This is a genomic window from Myxococcales bacterium (assembly GCA_016699535.1).
Classification (GTDB): Bacteria; Myxococcota_A; Polyangia; order Polyangiales.
Window position 1 is genome coordinate 2,378,744 of sequence record CP064980.1, and the last position, 25,089, is coordinate 2,403,832.

At 50.9% G+C, this 25,089-nt stretch carries 25 protein-coding genes; 8 read left to right on the forward strand and 17 right to left on the reverse strand.

The features are described from left to right. The first annotated feature begins 92 nt into the window (after positions 1-92). Positions 93-2,798 (forward strand): pyruvate, phosphate dikinase, encoded by a 2,706-nt coding sequence (locus IPJ88_11255; GenBank protein QQR92024.1) that lies wholly within the window; start codon positions 93-95, stop codon positions 2,796-2,798. Positions 2,799-3,259: 461 nt separating this feature from the next. On the opposite strand, the gene IPJ88_11260 is transcribed toward IPJ88_11255, so the two are convergent. Next, positions 3,260-3,694: a hypothetical protein gene (locus tag IPJ88_11260; GenBank protein QQR88805.1), complete on the reverse strand. Its 435-nt coding sequence runs from the start codon at positions 3,692-3,694 to the stop codon at positions 3,260-3,262. Positions 3,695-3,872: 178 nt separating this feature from the next. Between IPJ88_11260 and IPJ88_11265 the strand changes: the two genes are divergently transcribed. Next, on the forward strand, positions 3,873-4,589 hold the full coding sequence (locus tag IPJ88_11265; GenBank protein QQR88806.1) for a hypothetical protein: 717 nt from the start codon (positions 3,873-3,875) through the stop codon (positions 4,587-4,589). A 12-nt stretch (positions 4,590-4,601) separates the two neighbouring features. Here IPJ88_11265 and IPJ88_11270 read toward each other — a convergent pair whose 3' ends face one another. The 9 genes from IPJ88_11270 to IPJ88_11310 form a co-directional block, all read right to left on the reverse strand. Continuing rightward, on the reverse strand, positions 4,602-5,981 hold the full coding sequence (locus IPJ88_11270) for a hypothetical protein (protein QQR88807.1): 1,380 nt from the start codon (positions 5,979-5,981) through the stop codon (positions 4,602-4,604). A gap of 265 nt (positions 5,982-6,246) precedes the next feature. Further along, on the reverse strand, positions 6,247-7,902 hold the full coding sequence (locus IPJ88_11275; protein ID QQR88808.1) for a hypothetical protein: 1,656 nt from the start codon (positions 7,900-7,902) through the stop codon (positions 6,247-6,249). Positions 7,903-8,077: 175 nt separating this feature from the next. Continuing rightward, the gene (locus IPJ88_11280) at positions 8,078-8,497 is read right to left on the reverse strand and encodes a YjbQ family protein (GenBank protein QQR88809.1); all 420 of its coding nucleotides are present in this window, start codon (positions 8,495-8,497) and stop codon (positions 8,078-8,080) included. 229 nt (positions 8,498-8,726) lie between these two features. Beyond that, a complete protein-coding gene (locus IPJ88_11285; protein QQR88810.1) occupies positions 8,727-9,779 on the reverse strand; it encodes a radical SAM protein in 1,053 nt (350 codons plus the stop codon). Next, complete coding sequence (locus IPJ88_11290; GenBank protein QQR88811.1) at positions 9,776-10,084, reverse strand: PqqD family protein; 309 nt, start codon at positions 10,082-10,084, stop codon at positions 9,776-9,778. The genes IPJ88_11285 and IPJ88_11290 overlap by 4 nt, the downstream gene beginning before the upstream one ends. A gap of 1 nt (position 10,085) precedes the next feature. Continuing rightward, complete coding sequence (locus tag IPJ88_11295; GenBank protein QQR88812.1) at positions 10,086-10,997, reverse strand: hypothetical protein; 912 nt, start codon at positions 10,995-10,997, stop codon at positions 10,086-10,088. Between the two features lie 131 nt (positions 10,998-11,128). After that, on the reverse strand, positions 11,129-14,314 hold the full coding sequence (locus IPJ88_11300; protein ID QQR88813.1) for a 4-hydroxythreonine-4-phosphate dehydrogenase PdxA: 3,186 nt from the start codon (positions 14,312-14,314) through the stop codon (positions 11,129-11,131). Then, positions 14,260-14,622 (reverse strand): hypothetical protein, encoded by a 363-nt coding sequence (locus IPJ88_11305; GenBank protein ID QQR88814.1) that lies wholly within the window; start codon positions 14,620-14,622, stop codon positions 14,260-14,262. The genes IPJ88_11300 and IPJ88_11305 overlap by 55 nt, the downstream gene beginning before the upstream one ends. 2 nt (positions 14,623-14,624) lie before the next feature. Next, complete coding sequence (locus tag IPJ88_11310) at positions 14,625-15,221, reverse strand: response regulator transcription factor (protein QQR92025.1); 597 nt, start codon at positions 15,219-15,221, stop codon at positions 14,625-14,627. A gap of 285 nt (positions 15,222-15,506) precedes the next feature. On the opposite strand from IPJ88_11310, the gene IPJ88_11315 reads away from it, so the two are divergent. Next, positions 15,507-15,653, forward strand: a complete 147-nt coding sequence (locus IPJ88_11315) for a hypothetical protein (GenBank protein QQR88815.1) — start codon at positions 15,507-15,509, stop codon at positions 15,651-15,653. Positions 15,654-15,687: 34 nt separating this feature from the next. Here the strand turns inward: IPJ88_11315 and IPJ88_11320 are convergent, their stop codons facing one another. Continuing rightward, complete coding sequence (locus IPJ88_11320) at positions 15,688-17,034, reverse strand: acetate--CoA ligase family protein (protein ID QQR88816.1); 1,347 nt, start codon at positions 17,032-17,034, stop codon at positions 15,688-15,690. Between the two features lie 167 nt (positions 17,035-17,201). On the opposite strand from IPJ88_11320, the gene IPJ88_11325 reads away from it, so the two are divergent. Genes IPJ88_11325 through IPJ88_11335 form a run of 3 tightly spaced genes read left to right on the forward strand, consistent with a single transcriptional unit; the run spans position 17,202 to position 19,454 of the window. After that, complete coding sequence (locus IPJ88_11325) at positions 17,202-18,701, forward strand: hypothetical protein (GenBank protein QQR88817.1); 1,500 nt, start codon at positions 17,202-17,204, stop codon at positions 18,699-18,701. Positions 18,702-18,740: 39 nt separating this feature from the next. Then, entirely contained in the window at positions 18,741-18,995 is a 255-nt protein-coding gene (locus IPJ88_11330) for a hypothetical protein (GenBank protein ID QQR88818.1), read from the forward strand. 45 nt (positions 18,996-19,040) lie between these two features. Further along, positions 19,041-19,454: a hypothetical protein gene (locus IPJ88_11335; GenBank protein QQR88819.1), complete on the forward strand. Its 414-nt coding sequence runs from the start codon at positions 19,041-19,043 to the stop codon at positions 19,452-19,454. Positions 19,455-19,494: 40 nt separating this feature from the next. On the opposite strand, the gene IPJ88_11340 is transcribed toward IPJ88_11335, so the two are convergent. The 4 genes from IPJ88_11340 to IPJ88_11355 form a co-directional block, all read right to left on the reverse strand. Further along, positions 19,495-20,400: a hypothetical protein gene (locus tag IPJ88_11340; GenBank protein QQR88820.1), complete on the reverse strand. Its 906-nt coding sequence runs from the start codon at positions 20,398-20,400 to the stop codon at positions 19,495-19,497. A 3-nt stretch (positions 20,401-20,403) separates the two neighbouring features. Then, entirely contained in the window at positions 20,404-21,273 is an 870-nt protein-coding gene (locus IPJ88_11345) for an outer membrane beta-barrel domain-containing protein (protein QQR92026.1), read from the reverse strand. Between the two features lie 149 nt (positions 21,274-21,422). Next, the gene (ftsY, locus tag IPJ88_11350) at positions 21,423-22,340 is read right to left on the reverse strand and encodes a signal recognition particle-docking protein FtsY (GenBank protein ID QQR92027.1); all 918 of its coding nucleotides are present in this window, start codon (positions 22,338-22,340) and stop codon (positions 21,423-21,425) included. Then, positions 22,271-22,585 carry a hypothetical protein gene (locus IPJ88_11355; protein ID QQR88821.1) on the reverse strand — a complete coding sequence of 105 codons (315 nt, stop codon included), beginning with the start codon at positions 22,583-22,585 and terminating at the stop codon, positions 22,271-22,273. The genes ftsY and IPJ88_11355 overlap by 70 nt, the downstream gene beginning before the upstream one ends. A gap of 235 nt (positions 22,586-22,820) precedes the next feature. Between IPJ88_11355 and IPJ88_11360 the strand changes: the two genes are divergently transcribed. Together IPJ88_11360 and IPJ88_11365 are read left to right on the forward strand one after the other, a co-directional pair. After that, positions 22,821-23,624 (forward strand): HEAT repeat domain-containing protein, encoded by an 804-nt coding sequence (locus IPJ88_11360; GenBank protein QQR88822.1) that lies wholly within the window; start codon positions 22,821-22,823, stop codon positions 23,622-23,624. Between the two features lie 26 nt (positions 23,625-23,650). Continuing rightward, a complete protein-coding gene (locus IPJ88_11365) occupies positions 23,651-24,247 on the forward strand; it encodes a hypothetical protein (protein QQR88823.1) in 597 nt (198 codons plus the stop codon). On the opposite strand, the gene IPJ88_11370 is transcribed toward IPJ88_11365, so the two are convergent. Together IPJ88_11370 and IPJ88_11375 are read right to left on the reverse strand one after the other, a co-directional pair. Beyond that, positions 24,229-24,582, reverse strand: a complete 354-nt coding sequence (locus tag IPJ88_11370; protein QQR88824.1) for a YraN family protein — start codon at positions 24,580-24,582, stop codon at positions 24,229-24,231. The two genes, IPJ88_11365 and IPJ88_11370, sit on opposite strands and share 19 nt — an antisense overlap. Positions 24,583-24,586: 4 nt before the next feature. Further along, on the reverse strand, positions 24,587-25,003 hold the full coding sequence (locus tag IPJ88_11375; GenBank protein QQR88825.1) for a hypothetical protein: 417 nt from the start codon (positions 25,001-25,003) through the stop codon (positions 24,587-24,589). Positions 25,004-25,089 lie beyond the last annotated feature (86 nt).

The window sequence follows — 25,089 nt, forward strand, 5'->3', positions numbered from 1 at the left end:
GACGCAAGTTGATAAAATACAAACAAAAGGCTTTTTACTATTTGCTTGGCGTAGTATGTAAGCATCATCATGACCAAGACCTACGTGTTTGAATTGGAACATCCGAGAGCAAACCGGGGGATCCGAGCTTGCTCGGCGGAAAAGGAGCAGGCCTTAGTGAAATGGCATCGCTAGGCCTTCCCGTCCCTCCCGGTTTTACATTGAGTACCGCGCTTTGCACGGAATATTATGCCAATGATAAACGTTATCCCGAAAGTTTGCGTGAGCAAGTTGGAAAAGCGCTTTCGGCTGTAGAAAAGGTAGTTAAGCGACGCTTTGGTGACCCCGGAAATCCGATGCTGGTTTCGGTGCGTTCCGGTGCGCGTGTTTCGATGCCCGGTATGATGGATACCGTGCTCAACGTTGGCCTTAATGACGAGACCGTTGAAGGCTTGGGACGCAAACACGGTGACATGCGTTTTGCGCTCGATGCTTACCGGCGTCTACTGATGATGTACGGCGACGTTGTCCTTGGCGCCGAACGGCGAGCGTTTGAAAACGAGCTCGTCAATGTCAAAACCAAATTTGGCGATGCGCGCATGCCTGATCCTAAAGTTCCTGAGGAAGCTCTGCGTGAATTGATAGTGAGTTTCAAAAGCATTATTAGAGAGCAGTGTGGGGTTCCTTTTCCTCAAGATCCACAACAGCAGCTGTGGGGAGCTATTTCGGCGGTTTTTGATTCGTGGATGAATCCTCGCGCGAAGAGCTACCGGCGCATGTATAACTTCCCAGAGCATTGGGGTACTGCAGTCAACGTTCAGACTATGGTGTTTGGAAACCTCGGCAATGACAGTGGTTCCGGGGTGGTCTTTAGCCGCAATCCGTCCAATGGTGACAAGCATATTTTTGGTGAGTATTTGCAAAACGCGCAAGGCGAAGATGTCGTGGCCGGTACGCGCACGCCATCGACCATTCGCACACGCGATGGAAGCGGAGAATCCAACAAAAGCTCGATGGAAATGCTTGCTCCTCAAGGTTTCTCCGAGCTTTTGACTTTGATAGAGAAGCTTGAAAAACATCGCCGTGACATGCAGGACATTGAGTTTACGCTGGAGCAAGGCAAGCTGTGGATCTTGCAGACACGAAGCGGTAAGCGTACCGGCGAAGCTGCGGTGCGTATTGCAACGGACCTTGTCGCAGAAGGCTTGATATCCAAAGACGAGGCGGTGCTGCGTGTTGAGCCGGCTGCTTTGGATCAATTGATGCACCCTGTGCTTCCAGGTCCCAAGGAGCTTAGCAAAAAGGGCATTGAAGCTATGGCCAAAGGCCTTCCGGCAAGTCCGGGAGCGGCTTGCGGGCAAATTGTCCTGACTCCTGAAGAAGCTGAATCACGTGCCGCTAAAGGAATGTCTGTGGTGCTCGTGCGCAACGAGACAAGTCCGGATGATATTCGCGGTATGAAGGCTGCGGTTGGAATCCTGACGGCCACGGGCGGGATGACCTCGCATGCTGCGGTCGTGGCGCGCGGCATGGGCAAACCATGCGTTGTAGGAGCCAATGCGGTTAGCATCGATGAAGAAAAGCAAATCGTGCGTTTTAATCTTGCTGATGGTTCACGCAAGGAGCTTCAAGCAGGAGACATCATTAGTCTAGACGGTAGTCGTGGCTACATCTACGGCCAGGGCATTGAAGTGGCGCCTCTTTCTGGATCCAATGAGCGGCTTGATCTGTTGCTGAGTTGGGCAGACGAGTACCGCCGCATGGTGGTGCGTGCCAATGCTGATGCGCCAGCAGATGCCGCGTTGGCGCGGCGTTTTGGAGCGAAGGGCATTGGCTTGTGTCGTACCGAGCACATGTTCTTTGAAGAAGAGCGATTGCTTGCGGTGCGCTGTGTGCTGCTTGCCGACTCACCTTCCAAACGTGGTGATTGGTTAGCCAAGCTCAAAGAAGTGCAACGCAAAGACTTCTACGGCCTGTTCACCGAAATGGAGGGCCTGCCTGTGACCGTGCGACTTCTGGACTGGCCAATGCACGAGTTTATGCCACGTCTTGAAAAAGACATTAGTGCTGTGGCTAAGGCTTTGGGTGAACCATTGTCGGTGATTTCACGGCGCTCGTCATCCCTTCGGGAAAACAACCCGATGTTAGGACACCGTGGTGTGCGCTTAGGTTTAACGCATCCAGAAATCTATGCCATGCAAACGCATGCGATCATGGAAGCCGCTGCCGACTGTCATGAACAAGGTCATAGCTTGCATCCGGAAATCATGATCCCGCTTGTCTGTACGGCCAAAGAGATGAGTCTTGCTAAAGAGCTGGTTAAGAAATCAGCGCATGAGGTACTGGATCGTCGTAAAATCAGCATGGAGTTTTCCGTCGGGACTATGCTCGAGACCCCTCGTGCATGCCTTGTGGCGGATAAAATTGCTGAGCATGCCGAGTTCTGCTCCTTTGGAACCAATGACTTGACGCAAACAGTATACGGTATCAGTCGCGATGATGCGGGCAAGTTCTTCCCTCAGTACATGGGTGATGAGCTTTCGGTTCTTACGGTGGATCCCTTTTCATCGCTTGATCCAAAAGGCGTGGCTGAGTTGCTCAAAATAGCCGTTGAAAAAGCTCGTCGAACGCGCTCTGGGATTAAGATGGGCATTTGTGGTGAGCATGGCGGAGACCCTGAATCAATTGAAATCTGTGAAAGGGTAGGTTTGGACTATGTATCGTGCTCTCCCTTCCGTGTTCCGATTGCGCGCCTCGCTGCAGCCCAAGCTACGCTGAAGGAAAAAGAGTCAGCGTCAAATTCGACGATGGCTTTGTAAGAGCTGTATCGGGTTATACAGTACACGGAACTTAGAAGGATGACGGCTGCGTAGAGACGAAGCGCTGCTCCGGGGCTTTCAAGACCACGAACTGCGGAAGGCTTGTAACTTCCGTTTTCCCGATGTTTAATTGTGTGCGCCACATGCAGACGCCCCGGAGCAGCGCTTCGTCTCTACGCTCACAAGACCACTTGGGTTTCTGAAACAGGCTGAGCTATTCGCATGTGGCAGTTCTTAGCAGACATGGGCTAGCGCGGAGGGTGCTGATCCTGGCCCTTCAAGACTACTAACTGCGGATGGGTTGCAGCTACTTTTGTCCCAATATTTTCTTTTGTGCGCCACATGCAGCCGTCCAGGATCAGCACCCTTTGCGCTGGCCTGCCTTTGCTTTTCAATTGTAGCTTTCGCGGATCTGAAAGAGAATATACAGGCCAAGGATGGATAGGATCATGTTGGTGATGTTAAAGGCCAATAGCCATGCTTAGAACGTTGAAGAGTTCAGAGTAAAGAAGCCACGTCCATCCACTACGTGTTTTTTTGAACAATCCAGAAATAGCGCGAATGCTGCAATAGACTGCGCAAGCGCTTAGAGCCATGTGAGCGATGTACATGGCTGCTGAAGTAAAGCCAGAGAGGAAAGTTAGTGGTGCGAACAGGGTTCTTACAAGGGAGGCCACAAGGTAGATAGGGAAAAATATGGCAAGACCAATGGCGTTGATCCAGGCCATGTAAGTGGGTAATTTTTCTTTGAGCTCTGGAAAAGGAAAAGAAGGAGCTTTTTCTACGAGATAAGTGAAAAGCCAGCGTTCCAGATCAGCATATCGGCTATAGGGCTCGAAACTTGGCTGTTTTGGTTGCGGTGCTGCAAGTGGGCCTCGTTGATTGACATGTTCCATTGTGATTTTCCTCAAGTTGGGTGCCTAAGCACTTGTTTTTAGGTAGGTTGTGATTCAAAAGGACTGCAGCGAGACGGTGCATTCCTTTTGAATCACAACCTCGTATCGGCCAACCCTCCTTTGAGTTGCTTTTTAGGTTGGCGCCTGCTGAAAAATCGAGCTAAAGAGGCGCTATCTTATGCGTTATGCTTGTATTTCAGCACTGCTTTATGTCTACTTTTGGCTTGCTTTGGTTCCAGAAGCCGAAGCGCAGTTGGTGAATACCGAAGCACGGGCCTTTCGTTTGAATACAGGCGTCTTGGGCACTCCAAGCGATGAGGACGAAAATGGTAAGCGTCATACGGAGTATTACGCTCTTCTTTCAGGGACCTATCGTTTTGGTGATCATCTAGACCTTGGTCTTGGCTTGCCTGCGTTGTTGTTTGCGCCCGAAGTTGATTTAGCCAACCCCTACGTGTTTGGAACCTATGCTTTCATACACAAACCGGTTTGGTTGGCACTTGGTGTTCGTGCTGAGCCACCTCTGTTTTATGATACTGATTTTCGAACCTCGATTTGGTTTGGCGCAAATTTTTTTCTTGGGGACCTCTTTGAATTCGTGAGTTTTCCTTGGATACGGGTGCCCTTTTTGAATACCTCTGATCTACTGTATGGTTTAGATGTTGCTTTTGTATGGAACGTAGTTGACATTTTTGCCATGGGTCCGGTTGCCGGCATTCGCTACGACATTGATGGCTACGATACCTACAGCACCGGCTGGCGTGCTCGTTTCGTCTGGAACGAAGGCTCCAAAACGATAGCGTCTTTTTTCATCACCGCAGCTTTCAACGAGTTCCAGTTCACAAGCGACCAACTCTACCTCTTCGCCACCAGCACCTGGTTTGTGGAGTACTGAGAAACTCCTTTGCTAGCATCCTCCTAAACGGTCTACCAGGATGTTCAATATAGTATAGGTGCTGTTCAAGGTTGAAGGAACTGATCCGTAGACGTGTTGTATTTCGTTCTGTGTCTGCGGATCCGTCTCGTTTGCTAAGGCCGTAGCGAGGTCTGCTTTCAATTCGTTTTCGATCGATTTAAGTACAGGAAGTAAAAGGCATGCAACGTCCTTTGCTAATTCATTTCCACCCTTAACCAGGTCCCTTAGGCTTTTAAGGATTTGTGCAACCACGCCGTTGAGCTTTTGAATAAGCTCGTTCACTTCTCCTAGCTCGACGCCGCTAATTTCTCCACTTGCGACCTTGGCAGCCAGTTGTCTGATCTTCTCGTTGACAGCACGAATGATACCTTCGATGATTCCAGCAATAGTTTCGGCGTCGGCTCCTTCCGGAATCGTGATGGTTGTATCGCCTTCATTGCCGATTCCAGGAATGGTGATGGACTCCCCATCCATGATGGCATGGACGGTTTGATCAACCGTAAGAGCGCTGAACTCGGTGGTGATTTCAATGGCGTAGGTGTTACCCTCATAGGTTACCGTATTGGTTTCAATGGCATTCGCGTTGCTTTTGGTGGTGGCGCTGGTGGTACGGCCGAAGTTGAAGCTGGGAGCTGTGATGGAGGGCATGTGCTGGCTGGTATGCCATGCGGCATAAACGAGTAGAGCTAACACGAAAACTAAAACGATTGCATATTCGATAGTTCCTTGTGCATGAGCTGTGTTGACTCCGAGTAGTTCCGAGAATGCCTTGGCCAAAAGGGTTTGTCCTTCAAGCTGCTTAGGAGCGTTTGCACTGGCAAGTTTAAGTGATGGAAAGTAACTGGCAGCGCGCTGAGTTAGCAGTGTCGCAATCACGTTCTCTGCACCAGTAAGATGTCTGAAAACAGCAAAACTATCAGAAGCAGCCACTATCACAGGTTCAAGTGCTGATGTGGGGTCAGCTAAAAAGCTTTGGAGGTCTGAGGCGGGAACGCCAAAAACTTCGCTATAGTTATTGATGACTTTTTCAAGAGGACTGAGCTGAGCATCCGATAAAACAGTCGTGTCGAATAGTGTATCTGCCGCGTGTTGAATTAGCTCTTGTTCCGGTAAGCCATTTGGGTTGGGTAAGGTGACACCTGAGTACATAAGCTCGAGCATCAGAGAGGTCTTAAACGTTTCTTTATCCAAATTGTTAATCGTGGCGAAGAAGTCAAAAATAGCTGCGTCTTCGGAGACGGCGACATCCGTTGAATCCGAAGCAGGGGAGCAGCCGATTAGGCCGGGTCCGGTGAAGCTTAGGAGGGTGAAGAGTATGGCGGCGATGCTGCGTGTGAAGATGGGTGTTTTTTTCATGACAGAAGCTTTCATGTGGGCGGCTTTGTCTAATTAATTGAGCAAAAACTATGCCGATAGTGTTCAAGCCAGGCACAAAAAAGCGAGTATGAAATTGCTGAACATTTGTGTCGCTGGCGCGGGGTTGGTGCTGAGCTGAGGTTTGTGCACCTGGGGCTGGGGAGCACAATCACGTTTTAAGTTCCCAGTAGTGTCTGGACGATGACGTGGCGAGGATGTGTTTCTTGCGGCACCCGGGCACGGGAAACTTGTGTGGTATTCGACATTTCCCTTCAGCGGCCTACTCGCCGAATGAAACGCCCACATCAGCGCAATAGTAGCCAAGATTGGTTATCCAGTTTTCAACAGAGGTTACCCCTTCGTGGTCAACAACAAAGAGCTCTTCATAGATGCCCGTTTCTATCTCTGGATGATCTGCAAGTAAGCCCTGTAATATTTCTTGAAAATCAGCGATCGGCTCACCTCTGTCGAGTGCCTGCTTAAGGCGGAAGTAGGCTACTCCGTAGTCCTCAAGCCATGACGGCATCGTGCTTCGCCAAAGAGCAAACATCGCTTGGAGTGTTGCGATCATTTCCTGGACTATCGTACAGAAAGCTTCCATTGCAGCCGCATCAGGCGATATGACGCTAAGGACATGAACAATTATCTGGGCGATTGCTTTGCGAAGGAGAGCGAGGGATTCAGCAATCCTAGAGAGTTGTTCTGTATCTTGGGTAGCCATGGCCATTTCAAGAAGTCTTTGAAGGGCCTCGAGAATTTCCTTTAGTATTCTGGCCAGAACTTCTGGTGCCACGTCTCCGAGGTTTCCGATAAGCTCCTCGATGGCTTCACGTTCGTCGGGCGATATTTGGCCATCACTTCCAACCATTTCTAAAATAGTGCTTTCGGTTTCTGAAGTGATTAGCCGAAAATTCCCGAGGCTAACTTCAAGGTCCGCGATGTCGGTTTGAGAGATTTCGCCCTGAGCGTTGATATTCATCGGAGCAAACGATGCTTTGACGCCGGTTTCGGTTAGCGTGAGGTTTGTGTCGATGGCACGGTTAATGTCGCGCTGAGTTACTGTTGCTGCGCGACCAATCTGAAAGTTGGAAGCTAGGTTTCGAGCCGCAAGGTTTCCAGGCCCGTTGGGTCCGTACCAGTAAATGAGGAATACGATCGCAATAAGTGCAAGTATGACTAAAGGAATGGCAATCGCCTGCGCTTTGGCAGTGCTTGGTCCCAAAAGCTCATGGAAAGCCTTTGCGAAAAACTGCGTCGCTTTGTTTTTGTTGCTCGTCGTTCCTGCATCCAATGACGCGAGCTCTAGTTCCGGCAGGATATTTGCAATACGATTTTTGATCCATGGCGCCACAATGGTTGTGGCTATGGCTGCTTTATCGGTGTTGAAAACAGATTTTGATAGGTTCTGGGCAAGCTTAGTGATGGGTTCTGCAAAGAGCTCTTCGGCGCGTCCCGTTAATTCACCAACCACAGTCGAACGAATGATCTCTCCGCACGCTGTGTGAAAATCTCCGTTTGGAGAATACGATAAGAAATCCCTTGTGCACGCATCCGCCTCGGGCCACTGAGGTGTGTTAAAGTTGAGCACGAGTGTTTCGATGGTTTTCTGGAGGCGATTGTCTTGTCCTGAAAGAGCTTCAGCCTGAGCGCTCAGGCGCTCGACGGTTCTTTGGAATGCAAGGCGAGGCGTGTCATTGGAAGTCCTTCGTATTGTGGCTCCCGTGTACAAAAACTCCAACACCATGGCCTCGCCGAAAGTTCCGTTTTGAAGGTTTGCAAAGAAGCTGCCCAACCCTGCAAGAGCCTCATCCTGTGAAATTTGAACATCCGTTGAATCCGAAGCGGGCGAGCAGCCGAGTAGGCCGGGTCCGGTGAAGCTTAGGAGGGTGAAGAGTATGGCGGCGATGCTGCGCGTGAAGAGAGGTGTTTTTTTCATGACAGAAGCTTTCATGTGAGTGCCTTTGTTTATTTAACGAAGCAAAATCCATGCCGATAGCGTTCGCGTCTGGCACAAAAAGAAGCGTGTGAAATTACTGAACATTTGCGCGTAGGCTTGGTCCTGGCTCTGAGCTGAGGTTTACGCAGCTGGGGCTGAGGAGCACAAAAGCATTTTAAGTTCCCAGTAGGGTCACTACAGAGCTGCGGCGGTGGGGATAAGTCCGGTGCTCCCAGAGATAAAGGCCTTGCCAGGTGCCGAGGGCAAGGTTGTGATTTTGGATGGGGATGGAGAGCGAGTTTTGAGTGAGTACGCTGCGAATGTGGGCAGGCATGTCATCGGGGCCTTCGGCGCTGTGCACGTAGGATGGGTGGCCGTCTGGTACGAGTTTGCTCATGAACTGGTCTAAGTCATGACGGACATCGGGATCGGCATGTTCACAAAGAAGGAGCGATGCGCTGGTATGTTGCACAAACATATGCATCAAGCCTGTTTCGATGGTCGCGCCGGCTACGATGCCGCGGAGCTTGTCAGTGAGCTCGTAAAAGCCGCGGCCTTGTGTTTGGATGACTAACGATGTTTGAAAAGTCGCCATCGCGATGGCCGGTCATTTAGGAGTTAACTGGGCCTGATGGGCAAGCCAAAACGTTTTGTTTTCCGCCGCTTGAGATGCAATCAACGGCTACTGCTTCGAGTTGCTCGCGATAACTCACTTGTGGCTTTTGGTAAGGCCTGCGCTGATTTGCTGTTTTCGGATGGCTCGGTTCTATGTTGTTTTGCTTTTTCACGAAGTTCGCTCCCATGACTATGTAAGAAATCCTTTGCTACGTGACAAGAGCCAAGCGTCTTTTGCCCACCGGTAGCTCGCTCTGATCTTGTTTAAGTATATAATCGCCAAGAGGGTCTCCGGTGTACTGGGAGGCTAGTCCTGGACAGAAGGTTGGAGGTTTTCGATCACTAGGTAACGCGAGCATTTTCGCTCGAACCGCTTGGTTTTGTTCGCGGATCTTATCCAGTCTGGGTGAATGGTGCCAAAATTCAGAGACCAGTTGTTCGTGTAAGTTGGCGACTTTTTGACGCCATTGGACACAGGGAAAGACATCGCCAAAAGGATTGACAGTGAGGGTGGACGATCCGGTGCCGCAGTGTTTGCTTTTGTTTACGATGGGGACAGCCGAGTCGGTTTCGGGGGTGTTTGATATGCGCGATGAACGGCTCATATAGATAGTGTTGAGCTTTTCATTGGCTTTTGCGCTCGCCACGATGGCTAAAGGAGATCGATCGCCGTTGTCTCGGGGCTTAACTTCGCGATCGATTTGAAGTAGGACACCGAAGCGATCGCACAGTGCAAAAATCTCATCGAGCTCATGTTCGTTCCAGCGCGTAAGAACAGTGTTGACTTTGACTCGCAGACCTATCTCGAGCATGTCCGCGACATTGCGTTTCCAGCGATCGAAACTTCCTGCCACTTTGGTTTGTTTGTCGTGCGTTTCTGAGCTTGCGCCGTGCAAGCTCGTCTCGATAATGAAAGGAGATATCTCCCTTTGAATGCGCTTGGCGATGTTGTGAGTTAGTGCATGAGCATTGCTTTTGATGCGCACTACAAAGCCAAGGTGTTTGGCGGCTGCTCCAATGGTAAAGAAATCTTTGTGGGCAAGAGGCTCTCCTCCGCTAAGCACTACGGTGAGTACTTGCATTTCTGCAAGATCGTTAAGGATTTCGATGTACCGCTGTGTGCTAAGGGGCTGGCCCTCCAAGTCAAGGTCGTTGTAGCAAAATGCGCAATCAAGGTTACAGGCGTAGGTCAGCTCAAACAGTACCAATCGAAGCTGATTTTCTTCCCAAGCCTGCTGAGCTGAGCGTATGAAGTGCTTCATGTCCTTGTAGTGCTTGCGCCGCCCGAGCGCGCGCTCGACGTTTCGACAAGAACTCCAAGCTCGAGCATTTCTTGGGTAAAGGATGCTGCATCCTGCTGAGCTTCTTCAAGAGTCGTTTCAAACGCAGATACCATGCTTTGCGTCGTTTGCTCCAAGTCCAGTCCTTCTTGAAACTTGCCGAGCATCCATGCTCCGGTATCGTTCACGGAGATGACTTCTGCTGTGTCCTGGCGAATGATTAGGCCTTCGTTTCCAAGATGGCGAAAGCGGGCTTGGTCGTTCAAACGATACTTAGATAGGGTCATGTTAAAGAAGACGCTGCCAAAAACTTGGATTTAAAGCAAATCCAAGTCGCTTCACGGGCTTGTGGGTGGTTAAATCATTGAGATTCTCAATTAAGCGATCGAGAATCGTTTGGTCGTGATTGACGTAAGGTGATGCTGCAACAAGGGTGGCCAGGGCTTGCCCCCTTGGCATGGCCGACAGAAAGCCGTCGGGATCTTGAATAATTCGGTAGATTCCCTTGAGAGGCCGCGCACGATCTTCTGCGATGGTGCGCCCAAAGTCTCCTGCAAAAGGCAGCGGGCAGACGGTCCAACCATCGCGGCTTGGCAGTAGAGCGTTAAGTTCATCACTAAGAATGTTATATCCTTGCTTCTCGGAGATGCCGCACAAGGTGCTCTTGCCTGCGCCCGATGGGCCGAAGAAGATATATGCTTGGCCATCGTTTTCGACTCCGGCGCTATGCAGCACAACGCCTCCTTGCTTGCAGAACTGGTAGCAACAAAGAATGCGGAAGATGTTGTCGATGGGGTCTAGGAAAAATCGGTCGTGGCGTCTACTGGTCCACACGGTGGATCGCAGACCGTGGTTTTTTTCAATTTTGGCCATCCATTGCCAGCCCATGCACCACACGGTGTCTTGCGTCTGCTGAAGCTCGATTGCGTACTGCCAGCCGCTAGGCTCGATGGTGGTAAACAACGAAGCGTCCATTAACCGAAGCGTGATGTCTATCGGAGGAGTTGCCGTATCTTTATGTTTCGACAGGTCGCCGTAGCGCTGTTCAATCAACGCGGCTTCTTCATGGCCAAGTGCATTAAAACGATAGCGTGTTCTGGCCCAATCTACGGATACGGATGCCGTTCCCAAAGGAAGATAGTCTTGGGTCTGAGGAAACCCGCGTGGCAGCGTAGCGCCTATGCCTGTTTCGCCGAGCATGCGTGTAGTTTAGTCGTTTTTGATACAAAGAAAACTGCTTTATAAGCAATCAACGCATAGAGCCGGTTGATTGTCCAAAAGAGCCTGAGATCGCGCCAGCTCTGCATTCCATAAGCAGATCGATTGGAGCACTAGGCAAGCGCTTCGCGCAAGATAGCTGCGGTAGGAGAGTTCGGCTCTTGGATAAAACGATCACGCTCGCCTTGGGCAATAACCGTCCCACCTTCTGGGCCCGCGCCAGGTCCTAGCTCGATAATGTAGTCAGCCTCCGAGATGACTTGGGCTTGGTGATCAACGAGAACAACGGTATGCCCTTGTTCGACCAAGGATTGAAGCGCGCTTAGCACTATTTTGATGTCCGTGGGATGAAGGCCAGCGCTTGGTTCATCCAGCAAATAAAGGGTGTGGTTTTTCTGTGCGCGGCCAAGTTCTTTTGCGAGTTTCAGGCGCTGAGCTTCCCCTCCAGACAGAGTCGTTGCTGACTGGCCAAGTGGAACATAGCCCATGCCGACTTTACACATGGCTTCTAGAAGCCGAGCAGCTTTAGGAAAGGCGGAAAAAAGCTCGAGTGCTTCTTCTGCTGATAAGTCGAGTACGTCGCTTGCGCTATGGCCACGATAGCGAATGCTCAAGGTCTCTTCGTTGAAACGCGCGGCGGAGCACACGGGACAAGGATGTTGCGCGCTTAGGGCTACATCGAAATCAATTCCGACGATGCCTTGCCCTTGGCAATGCTCGCAGCGTCCACCTTTTGTGTTGAAACTAAATCGACTGGCTGAAAATCCTCGTGCCCTGGCTTCCGGAAGAGAGGCGAGAAGTTCACGAATCACGTCCCACAGGCCTGAGAAGGTCGCTGGAGTTGAACGAGCATTGCGTCCGATGGCTTTTTGATCCACCAGGATGCATTTATCAATGTGCTCGAGGCCTTTGATTCTTGGGGTTGCTGCTTTAAAGAAGGCTTGGGCTAAAGTTTGTGTGAGGAGTGCGCTTTTGCCAGAGCCGCTCGGACCCACTACGCAACTGAATCGCTTGAGGGGGATGGAGACGTCAATGTCTTTTAAATTAAAAGCCTTGGCGTGTTGGATCCTTAAGGTGGATTTGCTGTCTTGCTTTTGTCGTTGCGGCGGTGGTGTCAGGCGGCTAAACAAAAAAGGGCCCGTGACGGATTGTGCATCCTCTGCAAGTTCTTTTGGACTTCCCACGGCAACAATCTTTCCGCCGCGTTTCCCTGCGCCCGGACCAAAATCGATGATGAGATCGGATGCTTTCAGGGTTAGTGGATTGTGATCGATGACAATAACATTGTTGCCACGCTTCTGAAGAGCGTCGATGGCTTGCATGAGGTATCGATGGTCGAGTGGATGCAGTCCTTTTGAGGGCTCATCAAGAATATAGAGAATCCCGCTTGTCTCGCTACCGATATGTTTAAGAAAGTTTAAGCGTTGCGCCTCGCCGGCCGAAAGCTTCGGGGTAGGGCGTGCCAGTTCGAGATGGGTGAGTTTTAATGTTTCTGCCAAACTTAGTTGCTGCTCGATTACTCTGGGCAAGATGTTTAGAGCGGTTGGCAACTCGATAGAAAACGCCTGTTTGTGCAGCCATGCTCGAAGTGATCGAAGTGGCATCGTTCTAAGTTGAGTGTAACGGCGGCCCATGAGTTCGGTGAGCAATGCTTGCGGCCTAAGTCGTTCGCCTTTGCATTGTTTGCACGGCGCTGCGCCGGCGTTGCTTACACCTTTTACTTTACTTAGGCCGCTGCCAAAGCACTTTGGACAGGCGCCTTGTTGTGTCGAAAAGGAAAATAACGCGGCAGTGATGGGAGCCAACGTTAAATCACAGCTTTCACAATAGGGTCGTTGACTTAGGAAAAGCTCTTTCGAGTTTTCGGTTAGTACGCGCACTGTGTTACCGCTTTGGCGCACAGCCAGCGCAAGAGCTTCAGCAAGTCGTGCCTTTTTAGCCGTGTCGACTTTGAGGCGATCAATGTGAAGATCAAGGTTGTAGCTGACCGTGGGTTTTGCATCGAAGGACTCACTGAGTTCATGAACTTTTCCATCGACTGAAACACGAACAAAGCCGGCTGAACGCAAAGACTCGAGCTCGCTTTGAAGGCTACTTCCGGATTTTTTTCCCAAAGGCGCCAGTACGGCAATGCGAAGATTAGGCTCAAGCGCCAAAATTCGCGTCACCATGCTGCTTAAATCGTCACGGCTAAGAACTCTATCGCAGTTGGGGCAATGCGGTATGCCAAGATGGGAAGTTAGTGTCCCAAGGTGCTTTTCAATGTGGCTTTCACTCCCAACAGTGCAGTTGTTTGATTCGAGGTAGTCCGCGGCTCGAAGCGCGATAGTGACCGGAAGCCCTTGTACATAGTCAACTTTGGGTCCGTAGTTTCCGGAAAGCAGGGCAGATGCTTTGGGTCCCAGAGCTTGCAAATAACGGTGTTGCGCTTCTAGGAAAATGGTGTCGATAGCCAAGGAGCTTTTCCCTGAACCACTTGGTCCACTAAAAGCCACGAGTTTTCCCGTGGGAATCTCAATGGTTATGTTTTTTAGATTATGCTCGCGTGCGCCTTGAACAAGGATTGGCATCGGCTCAACCTTTGCTAAGCATGATGGCCATGGTTGCTGCGGCAAGCATGCCATCGGAATCGAACACTCCGTTTGCTGCAGCATCGTAAGCCACGCCGTGATCCACGCTGGTTCGGACAAAAGGCAGTCCCCAAGTGACATTGACCGAACTTGACCAGTCGAGGAGTTTGCAGGGGATAGTGGCTTGGTCGTGAAGCATGGTGACCACCCCGCTGTTGTAATCGTGTGCAGCCAAGCGCAATGCGGTTTCCGCTCCAAGGGGCCCGAGCAACTCGATGCTCTTGTTTTTGACAGCGGGAAGCTGTTTTGCTTCCTCGATGGCTGGATGAATGCGGTAATTTCTTCAGTGCCGAACATGCCGGCTTCACCCGCATGGGGATTGAGTCCGGTTACATAGAGCTTGCAAGGCGGTTTTAACTTTCCCGCATTGCAAAGGCTTGTGAGTGCTTCGCTGAGATGTTTGATAGTACGGTAAACTCGCCCAGTGGTGATTGCTTTTGGCGCATTGGCGATGGCTAAATGCGTACTTACGGTGCCGATGCGCAGGTTCGGGCCGAGAAAAAGCATACTTACTTCGTCACGCTCCAAGCCACAGGCTTGTGCGAGGTGCTCGGTATGGCCCGAAAAAGACGTGCCACTTAGTGCTACCGCTTCTTTACTCATCGGCGCGGTCACTAGTGCTCGGGCGTGTTGGTTGCGCAGGGCATCAATGGCTGCTTCGAGAAACAAAAGTTGTTTTCGCCGCCTTCAGCACTTGCCTTTCGTTGCTCAATGCATTCTTCAGAAACGCGAGCAAGGTCTACGATATGGATGCATGTCGAATCGCTTGTGCTTAAATCAGACAAGCTTGCCTTGGTGCGGTGAGGCACTTTCATGGCTTGTGCTAGCTTATGCAGTTGCTGCCCGTCCCCAAACAAAACACAAGACTGTTTTGTGAGCAGTTGTTTTGCCGCATGTAGTGAAATCATCGGGCCGATGCCTGCTGGATCGCCACAGCTTATGGCGAGGGGCTTTTTGTTCTGCGTGTTCTGCGGCACTGTTAATCCTGATCCGTTGGGCCTTTGATCTTGTAGCCCACCCCACGCACGGTTTCGAGCATCGCGGCACTCTCATCGAGTTTCATGCGCAAGCGTCGGATATGAATATCAACCGTACGACTTGTTCCATAATAGTCGACGCCCCAAACTCGCTCAAGGAGCTGATCACGGCGAAAAACCCTTCCGCGGTTTTCAATAAGAAATTTTAGCAAGGCAAACTCTTGTTGGGTCAGCTCGACGGGGCGGCCTTGAACCGTCACTTCATGGCCTGCGAGGTCGACGTTTAATGCGCCTAGCTTCAAGATTTCTTGGCTCGCAAAATCGCTGTGCTTCCATTCGCCACGACGAACGCGCATGTAGAGTTCTGCAGGAAGATAAGGGACCAAGACAAAATCATCAAAGCCATCGTGGGCTTGGAGACGTTGTATTGCGCCTACGGTGACTCCGATGAGGGCGGGCACGTTGCGTAAGGTTGGAATGGCCCTCAACCGGGAGAGGGCCGCTCGGCCAGCATCGACCTGATCGAGCGCTTCAATGAGAATGGCAGCAGGGGGGGGTTGTCCCTTGAGGACTAAATCGGCCTCGTCCCATAAATCCATGGTCCGGACACGACAGCCAAGCTGTTTTAGCACGGCAAGTCCACCTTCGGGCCGATTTATAGTGGCCGTATTTCCAACGACAAGTACCCACATTGCGGGAGTCGAGCTTCCTTTCTGGTCTTTTGGGCACTGTTGCACAATGACCTGTCATAGTCACCTGTCCTAGTCACCTCAGGACGGCCCGTGACCGTTACATGGGCTCTAACTGAAAGCTTTCGTTGACTCAAGACCGCAAAATGAGCGAATCTCGTGAACCTAGTGCACTAGCAGCCAGAAGGGGGAGCCATGTCATTTTGGTCCAATCTAAGTCCTGTCACCAAGACCTTGGTCGTATTTCTGGTTTTGGCGTTACTCTATTTCTTGCTGGCTTCCGTGGCCGGATTGCCGCCTTTTGTTGAAGTTGTCCAAGCTACGCAGCAAAGAGGAATTTGACCCCGGTATCAGGATGGCGGAGCGGCTTTTTGATCTAAATGTCGTCCATGGCTTTGATGAAGGAGTCATTGACTGTGATGCACAGCTCTCGTGCTTCGATGCTAGCGTCAAGCAATAACGCCACCGGATTGATTTCAACGGATTGCAAGTGCTCCCTCCAATCGTTAACAAAGCATGCGCTTTGCTCAAGCAGATTAAGGATGTTTTGCAGTCCGGGATCGGAAGGATCGGCAGGGTCGGATAGCAAACTGCGACCGCGTAAACGTTGCAATGCTTTGAGCGCTCGATCTTTTTTTGCCGGCAGGAAGGTGACCGTAAGGTCTTCGGAAGCCATGCCATGTGGATCGGCAAAGGAAATCTGAACGAATACAAATTTGTCTGCTAGCGGTGACATGCGTACGCGTAGCAGAGCACGTTCATGATGGCTTGCGCTTACCGTTACGCCAAGCAAACGCGCTTCGGGTGCGCGGTCTTGTGCTTGGGCCAGTATCTGTTGATACATTTCCTTTGCCCGAGAGGCGTTATCGACTGCGTTAGCTACGAGATCCGGATGATCCCAAGCCCGTAGGTCCGGTGAGGCCAGTGCGATGCGCACTGGAAAGCCGATGCGCGTCGCTTCTGAAGCCACACGAGATGCGCTTGTGTACATTTCTTCATCTCCGTAGGGAAGCCCGTAGGGGCGAAGCGCTGCCTTGCTTGCCGGATCCGAAAGCGCGCGAGGCGGTCCGAATAGAACATCCCGAATAGCTTGCTTATCGATGTCAGTAGCTTGGTAGGAAGCCGCAAAAATATCTTTTTCAAAGGGATCGGCCTGCTTAAAAGCATCCATCGCGACCGCGCACTCGTGACGCCTTCCTAAGATAACTTTATTGGTTTTCGAAGCGTTCTGCCATTCTACTAGAAAATCCTGCTCCGAATGCAGTTGCGGTCCCCCTCGTTTGGGTGAATGCATGATTGGTTTCAGGTGTTCGGCATCGAGAATATTTAAATGACGAATGTCTGCGCGCCACGGTGCAGGATCTTCCGTTCGAAATAATTGAATCGCGCATAGCAGCGCTCTCGTTGTTGGTACGGCTACCAAAGCAAGATCCAAAGCGAGCTCACGAATGGCCTTGCTCGAGCTGCCTTGGACGAGCAGGGCAAAAGCTGAAAAGGACTGTTTGTCGTGACTTTGTTTGGCGAGTGAGAGTAGCGCTTCAAGAGAAGGTAGGCTGTGGGTCGCAACCGATACTGGGCGATTGTTAGCAAGGAGATCGATGGCTTGCTTTAGCGGATCGCTTGTGAGTTCAACTTCAACTTTGATGCCTAGGCTGTCGGCATCGCTACGGATTTCCGCGGCTAGCTCCGGAGCATCACATAAGATTTTCCAAGATTTAGGCACTGGGTAGCAAGTGTAGATCCGAATTACCCAGGGGTAAAAAGACGGTCCTATCCCTGGAGGGACTCCCTAGCAAAAAGTCGATTTCCGAGGCTAGGAACCATGAGAAAAAATACTGGGATATCAAGAGCTTGACCGAACTTTGCTGCAAATGGTAAACAGGCTAAATCATGCGCGTAAAAATTATTCTGGGCAATCTTGTTGCGGTACTCCTTCTCGGACTTGGTTCATATGTGTTTGTCCGGCATGAGCTCGGCAAGAGAATATTAGGCGAGCTTGATGGCTCCATAACCAACAGCCAGGCGCTTTTTGAACGCTCTTGGCGGCTTTCTTCAACGGAATTTGTCAACTCCGTTCGCAGTCGCGCTGAGAGCCAACAAGTGCTGAGCGTATTTACTGCGCTTGATGAAACTGGACGGCGAACGCGTGCGTATGAAGCGTCTGAAGGGTTGATGCGTTGGTTCGAAGATCCTGCTCGGGGTATGGGAACCGCACCTGATATTGTGGTTATTACCGATGAGACCGGAAAGGTAATGGCTCGTAACGGTGATCGAAATCGCATGTATGGCGAATCGCTTGATCGCCAATTCAACGCGCTTCGTGACGTTTTGCAGGACGGTCAAGCTCGGGTGGATATATGGCCCATCGAAAAAGAAGGAAAACTACTGCGTACTGCGGTCGCTCCCGTTGTAGAGCGTGAGACCGGAGGCACCATTGGTACCGTGGTCGTAGGTTATGATCTTTCGGACGGTTTTGCCCAACGTGAAGCTTCCCTTCTTGGGCGCGAAGTCGCTTTCTTGGTTGATGGCCGAGGTGTGTATAGCTCTTCGCTACCAGGTAACGGCGTAGGCGACCTCAAGGCCTTTCTTTTTGGTCCCGCCAAGGACAAAACAGCTGCAGCATTAAGTGGTCAAGGCACATCGTTTGACCATTGGGTCGCATCGCTTGGGGGCGATGAGTTCATCGGTGTTACCGCTCCGCTACCCCTCGTGAAATCAGTTCCAATGGCTTTCGCTGTGATGGGCAACCGAAGTAAAGCATTGGGCAAGCTTGATGCAACAAATATCATTTTACTTCTAACCATCCTCTGTATCTTTGTGGTCTTTGGCTATGGTTTCGCGATTGGCACTCAGATTCTTAGACCCATCGAAGCCATCGAAGAGGGCGTTTTGGGCGTCATCAATGGCAATACCGATCTCAGGCTCGATATCGATAGTGCTGAACTGGGTGGCCTTGCCTTTCGCATCAATCAGCTATTGAACGTATTTACAGGTGTGTCCGAGGCAGACGATGGCCCTGGAGGCTCCGGGGCGCTTTCTCGCCCTCCAGAACCCATGGCCTGGAAAGGGGACGCTTTTGCGGCATCGGCGCAAGCTGCGGGCGCAGCTCCCCTTGGGAGCAGTTCCGATGGCTCAGTGGACGACGCGAATATAGCCCAAAAGCTCGCATCGGAGGACGAGGGGGCGTACTACGGACGTATCCATCAAGAATACGTAGCCGCAAAAAAAGCGGTAGGCGAAGATGTTTCGAATATTCCTAAGGAGCGATTTGTCGAACGGCTAAAAGCCAACGAAGCATCGCTTGCAAAGAAACATAGCTGTCGTATGGTGCGTTTCCAAGTACAAAACGCAAATGGCCAGGTCACGCTTCAACCCGTTCTAATCCGCTAGAACAAGCGCAGCCCGGCGGGCAGATGTGGGTAAACAGCCATGGCTTTTCTAGGTCTTTTTAAAGAAAACAAAGACAAAACGCTTCGAAAACACGCAGAGCGAATAGCAAATAAGCGTGCACAATCACCTGATCGGTGGGAATCCATTAAGGTTCTTTCGGCCATGAACACTCCCGAGGCTATTTCAGCCATGTTGGGTCGATTCACTTTCGTTTCCGATCCGAGTATTACCGATCAGGAAGAAAAAGATGCCGTCTTTGAGTCCGTTGTAAGTGCCAAAGAGATGGCTGTGTGACCGGTACGGAGCTTTTTAGCGCGTGCCGAGTCATTGGGCTGGCCCTTGAAGTTAATGGAGCATTTGCTCGATCAAGACGGCGTTGTTGCTGAGCTCCTAGCTTTGCTAGAAAACATGGATACGGAGTATGAACGTGATCCTCAAAGGAAAATACAAGTTTTAGCGGCCCTGGAGGAGCGCGAAGATTCCAGGATCAGTCAGACGATTGTGCGTTTTTTGGACGATGTTAATGAAACGGTTCGTTTCCATGCCGTTGGGGCTTTGTTCAACCAAGCCGAGGTTGAGGGCTGCAAGGACGCGCTTGAAAATCAGTTGATGGTTGATGAGAGCATGCGAGTGCGGGCTCGTATTCTGGATGGCTATGCAGCGCATGCCTGGCCGCTTCCTGCCGAAAAACGAAAGATCGACCTACCCACGGGTTACCGCCTGGACGCAAAGGGTATTCCTGTTCTTTCATGAGCGGCTGCTGGGATTTTCGATAAGCTAGCGTTGCTTTGGACTATTCGGAACGTGCGGCTTCAACTGGCAAGAAGAAGATCAAGCCGGCGGTGAACATGTGATTGAAATGGAAGATACGATCCTCCGAGTCAATTCGTCCGTCGGGAAAATCCCCACCGCCAAGATTACCATTTTCGTCTCGTCCGCCTTCGTCCGTTCCGGAGGTATTCCAGGAAAAGGGCAGAGCGCGCCAGCCGAGAGTGAGTCCCATAAACTCTGAAGCGTACATCGTAAGCTGAACACCAAAGGTGGGTGCAACGGCCGTTCGGCTCGCTCGTTGTCGTTGAGACTGCCTGCAAGGATCGTTTTCGTCTAATTCGACAGCTCCGCTAGCTAGACATACCGTTCCGCCGTTTTCATTGACGTTGGCTCGTTCGGTAATGCCGACAAGCGCAACACCAGCGAAGACCGAGAAATCAGTATCGAGAAAGAGCTTTTGAAACAGCGCCAGTTTGCCTCGAAGTGGAATGAAGTTTACTTCCAGTCCCGCTGCCCAGTTGATTTCACCAATTTGCTTTTTGAAGTCACCCGCATTGGGTAGAGAAAGCCTATTCCGGGAGGTGGACTGTCCACGTTTGCTTACCTGGTCCGTGAGCGCTGTGTCGATATGTACTGGCGCGAAAGCTCCCCAGAGGCCAAGGCCAATCCAGTCGGTGAACGCAAAGCCTAGCTTGCCTCCGAACATAATTGTGCGCGAGAACTCATCCTGAAGCGTAAAGCCAGCAAAAGGTTCAATCGATAAACGCGATTCCCTGAATATGCGGCAGCCCTTGCAAGCAGGCGCTCCAGCGAGTGGACCGGTAACCTGTACTTCCTGGGCAGAGGCGAAACTCGCACCTATCCCGCTAAGTAGGGTTATCAGTATAAAATTTTTAATCCAACGTGTTGTCACCCTCAACCTCTGCATGGCTTATTTGGGTAAGCGATAGTCAAAAGAAAATGGGAAAAATAAAGTAATACCTAAATGAACAGAGACATTGTTTGTCAATGTCGAGCCATCAGCCAACCACGTCCCAGGATCTCGGCGGGCCTCAGAGCTTAGCGGAACCTCTAAGTTCTCAAATTTTTCAAGATAAGCATAGTCACGTAGTTCACTAAATACTGCAAGATAGCGCGTCAAAAAGACTCGAAGGCCAATACCGACGTTGAAGGCTAGACGAAAGTTGAAATCAAAGTTTCGAAACTCCGGATCGACCACCGGAACGGGCCGCGTTCGCAAAAAGCCCAACCCGCCGACGACATAAGCGTCCCACTGGAAAATGTGATTATTGAACATCGCAAACTTTCCGTACAGCGGTACATAGGTAAAGTTGAGATGGGCTCCCAGCTGATATTCAGTGATTGGCACGCCCAAACGTGTTGAGCGTCTCACGTGGAAGTTTAGATCGGACTCGTTTTCAAGGCCTTGGTACCACATGAAGCTTGCACCTATCGCAAGCACGTTGGTCCACCAGTAGTTGAAGGCCAAAGCAAGGGCGGGATGGCTAACGTAGGGGTCATTGACGGTAAACGCTAGCGATGGAGAAAGCTCAAACCGGTTGAGACGCAAAGCATAGATCTGTTGAACGGCGTAAATTTCCTCGTCGGCTTCTTTCTTTTTTTTGCCTTTTTCACGCTCAGAATCGACGGATGAGTCTTCTGCTGCAAGCTCCCCGATGACGTCTAGTTCACCCTCGGCGCTTACGCTGGCTTCCTCGTCCGCGGAAACTTCCGTCTTAGCCTTGGCCTTAGTTTTCGCCTTAGGCGCTTCTTCTTCGACCTCATTAATGTCGAATGACATGTCTTGCCCCAATGCGGAGGCACTTGTGCCGAGCACTACAAAAAGAGCACCCAGTATGCAAAGTCTATTGGCAAGACGCCGATGTAAATCGCCCATGTAACCTAAACCGTCCGGATGTGACCCTTTTGACCGAGAGATAACCACGTATATCATGCTGACTCACTCAAATTCAACTTATTCAGCTCACTAGTGTTTGGAGTATCGTTGCTTTCAAACAAGGCGTCCACAAAAGTTGATGCTTCAAACGCTTGAAAGTCGTTGAGACCTTCGCCGATGCCTATGTAACGTATGGGAAGCTTCAGTTGATCGGCAATTGCTAAGGTAATCCCGCCTTTCGCGGTGCCATCAAGCTTGCTTAGTACAACCCCGGTTATGGGAAGTATGTCACTGAACAAACGCGCCTGTTGTAAAGCGTTTTGCCCGTTGGTGGCATCCACGACAAGCAAGATCTCCGCGAGGGGGTGCCCTGCGGCTTTTTCCGCGGACTTGGCGATCTTTCTTAGTTCTTCCATTAGATTTGCTTTGGTATGAAGCCGTCCAGCGGTATCAATGATGGCGATGTCGGTTGGCGTCGTTTTCGCGTGTTTCACTGTATCAAATGCAACTGAACCAGGGTCGGATTGCTCGCTTCCAGAGATCACCGTGCAGTTTGTGCGTTCTGCCCAGGCTTTTAATTGACCAACGGCTGCTGCGCGAAAGGTATCGGCCGCCCCGAGAACAACCGTTTTTCCCTTTTGCTTAAGATCATTTGCAATCTTAGCCACGGTAGTCGTTTTTCCGACGCCGTTTACCCCAACAATCAACCATACTTCGGGTTGCGAAGGTGATGTCCCCGGCCGCGGCGAGTGACGGGACGACTCAAAAAGCTCAATGGCAGCATGTTTCAAATACTCCAAAGGTTTTCTGGTCTTAGTGTCGTTTTCGCTGCTGTTCTCGAGCTTTTCCTTCAGTTTCGAAATGAGTTTTTCGGCGGTTGCGACGCCGACGTCTGCTCCAATTAGCGCCGTCTCCAACGAGGAGAAACTTTCTTCATCGAATCGGGATTTCTGATCAAAGAGCTTAGCGATTTTTGCAAAAAACCATCCCTACTTTTTGATAGGCCACCGCGTAGCGCAGATCGTTCTAGGTTTTCTTTTGCATGACCTAAGGTCGTCGGTTCAGAGGCTGGCGGATGTGGCGTTTTGTTCTCAGCAAGTTCTTCTTGCTTCTCGCTTTTTGGCTTGCTTGGAAGTTTAGACGTCCTAAGTTTCCAAAGCAGTGCTGCAAAGATGGTTGCAGCAAGAGCAGTGGCAGTAATGATTATCCACACCATAACGCCTGACACATACACCAACGCCGCAAGCTAGACTACCTTTGCATACGAGAGCTGGTTTAACGCATTGCCTTCCTGAGCGTTTTCTGGTCAACTTCAAAAGGAACTGTTGAAAAATGGCTCAGCGTGCCGTTCTACAGCCGTTCCTAAAACCAGGCTTTGAATGTTTTCCCTTTCCTTGCGTCTTATTAGATGTCCCGATTTCCTAAGTGGGCTATGGAAAGGAAGGTCGCTGGTGCGCGCTTGGTTATGCTTGTTACTTCTGCTTTCAGCCTGTTTTGTAGTCTGGCCAAGTGTGACGCAAGCTCAAAGTGCGCGTGCTAATTTTCTTATCAAGCGCCTAAAAACCTCGGACCATTTTCGCGTACGGGTTCAGGCTGCGCTCTCTTTGGGTGATATTCCAGCAAGCACACAGGTGCACCAAGCATTGGTCTCATCCCTTGACGATGACCATCCTGCTGTTCGGATGGCTGCCGTTGCTGCACTGGAAATGCAAAAGGATACCGATGCGCTTTCGGCTATCAGTAAACGGCTCCGTGATCGGGACCCAAAGGTTCGTAGTGCTGCAGCTCGTGCGATCTCGGTGATTGAAAAAGTACAAGAAGCGCGATCTGCGCAGAAATATTATGTCGGGGTAGGGCTGCCAGGCTCCAACGTTACCGGGCTTGCTCGCAAAGTTTTGGCAGAGATCCGAGAATTTCTCCGGGCCCGGGTGGCGGGCATGCCCGGCGTTCGTATGGTTCCTGATGATGAGAGTAAAAAGGAAGCTGCCCGAGTTTTGGCGGATGGGAGCTTAACCGGATTTTACGTCGATAGCTCCGTGGTAAAGCTCGAAGAAACCGCAGATGGACTGCGGGCCGAAGTATCGGTAATTATCAGTACGTATCCTGGCCATGATATTCGTGCCATGTTGAATGGAGCAGCTCGGGTCTCTGGTGGAGATCCAACATTAATGAGACGCAGAGCTATTGAAGGAGCCTTTTCAGGAGCGCTGAGACGATTACCCCAGGCAATGAAGACAGCAGGCGGAGGAAGGTAGATTTGTCCATGCAAAGTCGACCGACAATGAATACCAAACGGCAGTGGCGGAACTATCTGCTAGACAGCCGTTTTCAGTTTAAACACATCGGAATGGTGATGGCCGCAGTGCTTGTTGTTGCTGCAGTGCTAGGTTTTTTTGCATATGACTACTCTCAGGGGCAAACCGAAGCGCTTACCATACAGATGGCCATGCATCCGGATTTGAATCCGCAGGTCGCTTCCTCGCTTGAGCAGTGGGCAGCCGATCAAGATCGCCGTGTGCTTTTTGCCATCCTTCTCGGAGTGTTTTTGCTGGTGGTGGCCATGCTTGCTACCGGGCTTGTCGTGACACATCGTTTAGTGGGTCCGGCCTACAAACTTACTCGTCTGATTCGTGAAGTTGAGCTTGGCAATCTGAATATCAATGTTCGTTTTCGTAAAGGAGACGAACTGCAGGAGCTTGGCGATGCCTTTGCAGGGCTAGTCGCAAGTCTGCGTAGCAGGCAAGCCGACCAACGTGAGCTTGTTGAAAAAGTGTTGATTGAAGCCCGAGTAAAAGGTGTCTCACCGGATCTTGTTGCAGCGCTGGAAACGTGGGCCGAGGACCTGAGACGGAGCGTTTCTCAGAACGCTGAGTCGTAATAACACAGCTTGTATTGCTGCCCTTCCATACTAACCGCGGCCACGTCAAAACGAATGGAACGAAAGGGTGGTTTTTGCCTTTGCAACCACAACGAAGCGGCTTGTCGTAGGTTGGCTATCTTTTTTTCGGTGATCGATTCGGCGGGATCCATAAAACTAAGGGTGGATCGTGCTCGGACTTCGCAAAACACCAGAAGGGATGCTTTGCGAGCAACGATATCAAGCTCCAAGCGTCCCACACGTGCATTTCTCGCGAGGATTTCATAGCCCTCTGCCTCCAGATGCGCGGCAACAAAGTCTTCTGCTGCCTTGCCGAGTTTATGGGCGTGGTTCACGACACTATTTGCGTGGTATGCTGCTTTTTACGCAGTAGCTTCCTGCAATACCAGGGCTCGTCTCTTCACCAAAAATCTCTTCACAGCGAAAACCGTCTGGGCAATCGCAATTGGAGTTCTCGCCACCGCATTTACAGGTGCAATAGACACGATCAGCGACCTCATCGGTGGTGAGGCACCCATCTGTTCCTGAAAGAACGCCGTCTGCACAAACATTGGTTGGATCGCCCTGCAATTGATAAACAAGGCAGAACCGTGTGCGGCATTGTACGGAACTTGGTTCAATGTAGAACTCTTTTTCGTCAAAACCACCGCTTTGAATGGCCTCTGGAACACAGGGATCGCCAACACCCTCAACCTCGCATCCAAACGATGCCAAAGAAGCTAATATGAGCAGGGTAGTAACCAGTCTTGATATCACGGCTGCAGCCTTCCTTTTTTTGCTTACGAGGCATTTTCCCCGTCTAGACATGTGCTCGGATGGCGCCTTGCCCGCCTAGTCATATC

Coding starts and splice junctions, on each gene's coding strand:
- IPJ88_11260 (QQR88805.1), bottom strand. CDS start 3,694: ATGGAACATGTCAATCAACGAGGCCCACTTGCAGCACCGCAACCAAAA.
- IPJ88_11265 (QQR88806.1), top strand. CDS start 3,873: ATGCGTTATGCTTGTATTTCAGCACTGCTTTATGTCTACTTTTGGCTT.
- IPJ88_11270 (QQR88807.1), bottom strand. CDS start 5,981: ATGAAAGCTTCTGTCATGAAAAAAACACCCATCTTCACACGCAGCATC.
- IPJ88_11275 (QQR88808.1), bottom strand. CDS start 7,902: ATGAAAAAAACACCTCTCTTCACGCGCAGCATCGCCGCCATACTCTTC.
- IPJ88_11280 (QQR88809.1), bottom strand. CDS start 8,497: ATGGCGACTTTTCAAACATCGTTAGTCATCCAAACACAAGGCCGCGGC.
- IPJ88_11285 (QQR88810.1), bottom strand. CDS start 9,779: ATGAAGCACTTCATACGCTCAGCTCAGCAGGCTTGGGAAGAAAATCAG.
- IPJ88_11290 (QQR88811.1), bottom strand. CDS start 10,084: ATGACCCTATCTAAGTATCGTTTGAACGACCAAGCCCGCTTTCGCCAT.
- IPJ88_11295 (QQR88812.1), bottom strand. CDS start 10,997: ATGCTCGGCGAAACAGGCATAGGCGCTACGCTGCCACGCGGGTTTCCT.
- IPJ88_11310 (QQR92025.1), bottom strand. CDS start 15,221: ATGGATTTATGGGACGAGGCCGATTTAGTCCTCAAGGGACAACCCCCC.
- IPJ88_11315 (QQR88815.1), top strand. CDS start 15,507: ATGTCATTTTGGTCCAATCTAAGTCCTGTCACCAAGACCTTGGTCGTA.
- IPJ88_11325 (QQR88817.1), top strand. CDS start 17,202: ATGCGCGTAAAAATTATTCTGGGCAATCTTGTTGCGGTACTCCTTCTC.
- IPJ88_11330 (QQR88818.1), top strand. CDS start 18,741: ATGGCTTTTCTAGGTCTTTTTAAAGAAAACAAAGACAAAACGCTTCGA.
- IPJ88_11340 (QQR88820.1), bottom strand. CDS start 20,400: ATGCAGAGGTTGAGGGTGACAACACGTTGGATTAAAAATTTTATACTG.
- IPJ88_11345 (QQR92026.1), bottom strand. CDS start 21,273: ATGTCATTCGACATTAATGAGGTCGAAGAAGAAGCGCCTAAGGCGAAA.
- IPJ88_11355 (QQR88821.1), bottom strand. CDS start 22,585: ATGGTGTGGATAATCATTACTGCCACTGCTCTTGCTGCAACCATCTTT.
- IPJ88_11365 (QQR88823.1), top strand. CDS start 23,651: ATGAATACCAAACGGCAGTGGCGGAACTATCTGCTAGACAGCCGTTTT.